4 protein-coding genes are annotated in these 5,287 nt (G+C 62.7%); all 4 read left to right on the forward strand.

Annotated elements, in window-relative coordinates:
• Nucleotides 1–1,160: ribosome small subunit-dependent GTPase A (gene rsgA / locus NW835_RS13105; protein WP_414415517.1), on the forward strand; the 1,160-nt coding region annotated here is incomplete at its 5' end.
• 190 nt (nucleotides 1,161–1,350) lie between these two features.
• Nucleotides 1,351–2,871: a hypothetical protein gene (locus NW835_RS13110; protein WP_414415518.1), complete on the forward strand. Its 1,521-nt coding sequence runs from the start codon at nucleotides 1,351–1,353 to the stop codon at nucleotides 2,869–2,871.
• A gap of 202 nt (nucleotides 2,872–3,073) precedes the next feature.
• A complete protein-coding gene (locus NW835_RS13115) occupies nucleotides 3,074–4,060 on the forward strand; it encodes a pentapeptide repeat-containing protein (RefSeq protein ID WP_414377116.1) in 987 nt (328 codons plus the stop codon).
• Nucleotides 4,061–4,159: 99 nt separating this feature from the next.
• Nucleotides 4,160–5,287 (forward strand): histidine kinase dimerization/phospho-acceptor domain-containing protein (locus tag NW835_RS13120; protein ID WP_414415519.1); only part of this gene is annotated, 1,128 nt, incomplete at its 3' end.

Genomic DNA, 5,287 nt, shown 5'->3' on the forward strand with positions numbered 1-5,287 from the left:
GGGGACTCGGCATGAGCCACCTGAGCTGGGATGGAGCGGGACAGGCCGCCGGAGAGGGGGGTCAGGGATCCGCCTGCACCGGCTGGGTGCGCGCCGCCCAGGCCAACTTTTATCGCGTGCGCATCGATCCTGAGCTAGCTGCCCTTTTTCCTGAGATCGAGGCGCATTTCCCGGCCCAAAAGCCGATGCCGGCTGAGCTTCTCTGCACTGCTCGGGCCAAGCTGAAAAAGATGGGGCAGCAGGTGATGGTGGGGGACTGGGTGGAGGTTAGCTTGCCGCCGGTTGCCGACTCTCTCTGGCCGGAGCGGGGGGCAATTGAGGCCATTCTGCCGCGGCGAACTCAGTTGCCTCGACCGGCCATCGCCAACATAACCCAAGTCTTGGTGGTGGTGGCTCTAGTGGATCCGGAGCCCGAGCCCAATGCCCTCAGCCGTCTGCTGGTACAGGCTGAGGCCAGCCACCTGCGGGTTCAGGTGGTGTTCAACAAGTGCGATTGTGTAGAGGCGGCGGTGGCAGAGAGCTGGCGACAGCGTCTGCAGCGGTGGGGGTATGAGCCTCTATTGGTCAGTGCCCTTACTGAGGCAGGGATCCCCGAGCTGCGCCGCCGCTGTCGGGATCAGATTTCGGTGGTGGCCGGCCCCTCAGGGGTGGGCAAATCCAGCTTGCTCAATCGGCTGCTGCCGGAGGCGCGGCTGGCCACCCAGGCAGTATCGGAGAAGTTGCGCCAGGGGCGGCACACCACCCGCCACGTAGAGCTGTTTCCCTTGCCGGAGGGCGGTTGGATTGCCGATTCGCCCGGCTTCAATGCCGGCGAAGGGATCCCACCCGTTGCACCTTTGCAGCTAGCTGGCTGCTTTCCCGAAGTCAGGGAGCGGCTGGGCACCTGTCAGTTTCGCGATTGCTTGCACGATCGGGAGCCGGGCTGTGGGCTGCGGGAGCTGGACTGGGAGCGGCGAGCGTTCTACTTGCAGCTTTTACACGAACTTCAGGAGGCGCAATCGATGGATTCCGCCCCCCCTCGCCAGGACGCCTACCCTATCTTCTCCAAGCATTACGGGGAAAAGAGCAGCCGAGGTCTTCTCCCGCGGCATCGACACTCTTCTCGAAAGCAGGGCCGCCAGACTCTGTCCGATCCCGAGCTCGGCCAGCAGAACGGTTGAATCTGGACATAGCTTTTCTTGGGAGCTGTTGCCGACGGCCGGGTTTTTGGCAGCGGTTGATCGCCCCAGCCGCTTGCCTCATGATGGTAGTACCTCGCAGGCCATGCTTTTCAGAAAAGCCATCGTGAAGGGCCTCAGAGGAGCCTTCCTAGTAGTTTTAGATACACGCACCTCCGCTGGGCAGCTCCCTATGGCAGTCTCGGATCCCCTTCGCCTTGTCGTGCAAGAAGTGCAGCGGGACGGGTACGCAGACCGGGTGAAAAAGTTGGTTTACTTCACCTGCACCCGCAGTTGGGAAAGCAATGCCAGCAAGCTGAACGAGGAGGAATTGAAGGCGCTGTTGGAGCAGCTCTGCCGAGAGCACGCCACGCTTGAGGCTCTGGGCCAGTGTTTTCGCAACGCCATCAACCAGATCAACAAGAAGGCTGAATACGCCCGCGTCGCCAAAATGCTCCTGAGCAAGCTCCAGCCCCTCTACCAACAGTCTCAATCGGAGCCCGGCAGCCCTCTGACTGCTTCAGTCGGAGATCTGCCCGCTTGGGTGGCGCCTGCGCCCAGCTTACCTCTGGGATACGGTGGCCTACAACTGCACAAGCAAGACTACGACCCGTTCGAGTTGCGGGCAGGGGTGATGCAGCAGACCAGTCCCTTGCGGGCCAAGCTGGTTTTGTTCACAGCTTTGCACCACAAGCTAGAGCCCACTGTGCAAGGGTTGGCGGCCCTACGGCGCTACAGTCTCGACGAGCTGCTCAGAGCCCTTTACGACGCCTGCAACTCCCCGCAGGAGCTGGAAGCGCGGCTGCAACAGGCGGTGCAGCAGCTCCAGGAACCGGAGCAGGATAGCCAAGCAGCTAACGCCGTGCTGCAGATGCTGCAGCCCCTCTACGTTTACGTGTCCCAAGAAACGATGGCTGGTGGGGGGTTAGCTGCCGTGAGCTGTGCCGCCGATCTCGATTGGCTCAATGGGGAAAATGCCGTCGGCACCGGCGGGACGGAGTCCAGTCGCATCACCTGGCTGGAGTCCGAAATTCCGAACGATGGGAAAGCAATAGCCGAGCCCCCTGCTTTTTCTGCCCCTGCCGTCCTGGCGCCAGAGCTTCCAGAACCCTGCCGCCAACTGCTGCATCGTAGCGCTGGATCCCTGATGGCCACCATCGAGAACACCCTGAGCGAGTTGGGCAACGCCCTGGATGAGGGGCTGCAGGACGAGGCTCCGGCCCAATACCTGAGCCTCAAACACCAGGTGCTGCGCGGCCTTCTGAAAGACGTAGAGGGATCCGCTGCCCTGTTCAGAGGGATCCTGAGTAAGCTGGAGCAATCGGAGTGGAGTTTGCTGCGGCCCGCTGGCAGTGGGGGACAGCCAGGAGAGATGGCCGAGATGCCGCTTCAGGTGGGGGATCCCTATGCCGCTCTGCGGCAGGTGCTGGCCACCAGCGAGCTGGCCCGCCAAAAGCCCCAGTTGGAGCAGGAAGTGATGCGCTTGGTGCGGCGCAGCATTGGCGCGATCAAAACCGCCATTGAAAATGCCCTGAGCGAGCTGGGCCAGGCATTGGACGAACAGTTCCAGAGCCGTCCCCTAGAAGAAGCCTTGGTTTTCAAGTACCAGACGTTGCGCACCTTTTTGCAGGAAGTGGAGGAGATCTCTACGAAATTTGCGGCTCTGTTGGAACGTATGGAAGAGGCAGAGCGCCGTCTGTTCGGGTTGGTTTGAGGGCCAAACCCCCTGTTGGGGATCCCGTCTAGCACTCATAGCCATCGACTTCGGATTCCATACCCTGTCGCCAATGCGCCGCCCTCACCCCAGCCCCTCTCCCAAAAGGAGAGGGGCTGGGGTGAGGGCGGCGCAGAGCGGTAGGGAAACATCGTGATTTTCTTCTAGAATGTCCACCAGTTCAGATCCCCCCTCTCTGCCTATGGATGCCAAGGAGCTGCTCCGCCTCTACCGGGCAGGACGCACTAACTTTGCGGGCGAAAACCTAGCCGCCCTGGATCTAAGCCGGGCCGATTTAATCGGGGTGGATCTCTCACAAGCCGACCTGCACAGCGCCAATTTGATCTTTGCTTTTCTGGGGCGGGCCAAGCTGCAGAAGGCCAACCTCGTTGGAGCTAACCTTGGGGGGGCCAACCTCAGCCAGGCGGACTTGAGCGAGGCGGATCTCAGAGATGCCCAGTTGCACGGCGCCACTTTGCAGGGGGCAGATTTGCATGGGGCCAACCTGACCCTGGCCCTGCTGCTGGATGCTAATCTGCTGGATGCGGATCTGCGCTGGGCTAACCTCACCAGCGCCAACTTGGGGGGGGCTTGCCTGCGGGGGGCCAACTTGCGATTCGAGAGCCGTCGGGGAGCGGTGTTGCGCAACGCCAATCTCAGCCGCGCCGACCTGAGCGGGGCCAACCTGGCGGGAGCAGATTTGACGCGAGCTGACTTGAGCGGGGCCAATCTCAAAGAGGCCAGTTTAATTGGAGCCCACTTACAGGGAGCCAACCTGCAGCGAGCCTGTTTGCGCGGGGCCATCCTCAGCAACGCCGACCTGAGAAGGGCTTCCTTTTTGGGCGCAGACCTCCAGGGGGTGCAGATGGGGCGGGCCAATTTGAAGGAAGCTATGCTCAGCCAGGTCAACTTGACGGAGGCCAACCTCAGCGAGGCGGATCTGGCGGGAGCAGATCTTTCCGCCGCCTGCCTGCGCTCGGCCAAGCTGGCGCGGACGGATCTGAGTCGGGCCAACCTAGCCGGGGCCGATCTGAGATCAGCGAGCCTGGTGGATGCCTATCTGGGCCGCACCAACCTGGAAAATGCCGATCTCCGCGGGGCCATCCTCACCCGCGCCGACCTCAGCACGGCCAACCTCGTGGGAGCCAACCTGCGCGGGGCAACCCTGCCGGATGGACGGATTGGGTGAGCAAGGCGGGGATCCGCCCTGGAGAAGGTGAGGTTTTCCGCTGTCCTGGGAGCACCACAACCGCTAGCCTACAGGGGAAGGGTGGGATCAAAGGGATCCGTGAACAGCCGCCGATTTCTGTCCTTGATGGAAGCCTTGTGGGCTGCTCTACCCTTGCCAGAATGGTTGCCGGGGGCGGGGGAGCGCTCTTGGCAGCAGACGGTGGCAGCCCTGCTCCAGCTATGGCAAGAGGTGGGACAGTTTGGAGTGGTGATCGGGGGGCCAGTCTCCTGGTGGCCCCCTTGGGTGGTGCGGGATCCCTTGCCCCAACTGCCCCTGCCCATGGATGCGCTGCATCCTCCCCGCCGTTCTTGGGAGCCGGCACGGGAAACCCCCTGGTTGTTCAGCCCGGATTTTTCCCCTGAGTCAATCCTCACCCCTGGGCAGACGGTGATTCCTCTGCTGCCGCGGGATCCACTGGTGGAGGAGCCTTTTCTGTTGCTGCTCACCCCTGTTTTTTCGGCAGTAGCCGCCCAGGGTTACCATCCCCACACCCGGCAAAGGGGGATGATGGTATCTTTCGAGCCGGAGGTGATCCGACGAGCCTGGCAGAGCCTGGAGCAACGGGTTCAACAGGGCAGGCCAGACCGGCTCGCCGCTTGGCAGGAGTTGGCTCGCCGCTATCCCCTGATGAAGCCGCATGTACGGGTGTTGGCCCGCTTCAGCAGCTTCCTTCTGCTGGGTAACCTGGCCGAGTTTGGATCCCCGCCCGCCTGCCTGCCCCCTGCCAGGGCAGAACAGGAGGCTGCCCCTGCCCCTCCACCGCCACCAGCAGCAAGGCAGATCCCGGCTTCTTCATCTTCCGCTTCCTCGCCAGCGCCTGCGCCTCCCGCCCACGGCCGCTCCTCCGCTCCCCAAGCCGAGCCAGAGCAAGTCAGCAGCCTCTCGGAGGCGGAGTTGTTGCGGGCTCTCATCCACGAGATCCAGACGCCCCTCAGTACCATCCGCACCTTGGTCAGCCTCATCCTGAAGCGGCGCGACCTGCCACCGCGGGTGCGGGAATACGTGGAGAAGATCGACCGCGAGTGTACTGAGCAGATCAACCGTTTCGGTCTGTTTTTCCAGGCCACAGAAACGGTCATGTCCGCTGCCACGCCAGGCGAGGGACGTCGGTTGCAACTGGAGCCGATTGCGCTGGTGGACTTGGTGCGGCAAAACCTGCCCCGCTGGCAGGAACAGGTGGAACGG

The sequence above is a fragment of the Synechococcus sp. OH2 genome, assembly GCF_047462155.1.
Taxonomy (GTDB): domain Bacteria; phylum Cyanobacteriota; class Cyanobacteriia; order Thermostichales; family Thermostichaceae; genus Thermostichus.

What these genes read in the sequence shown, in the direction of transcription:
- NW835_RS13115 (WP_414377116.1), top strand. Translation starts at nt 3,074, where the DNA reads ATGGATGCCAAGGAGCTGCTCCGCCTCTACCGGGCAGGACGCACTAAC.
- NW835_RS13110 (WP_414415518.1), top strand. Translation starts at nt 1,351, where the DNA reads ATGGCAGTCTCGGATCCCCTTCGCCTTGTCGTGCAAGAAGTGCAGCGG.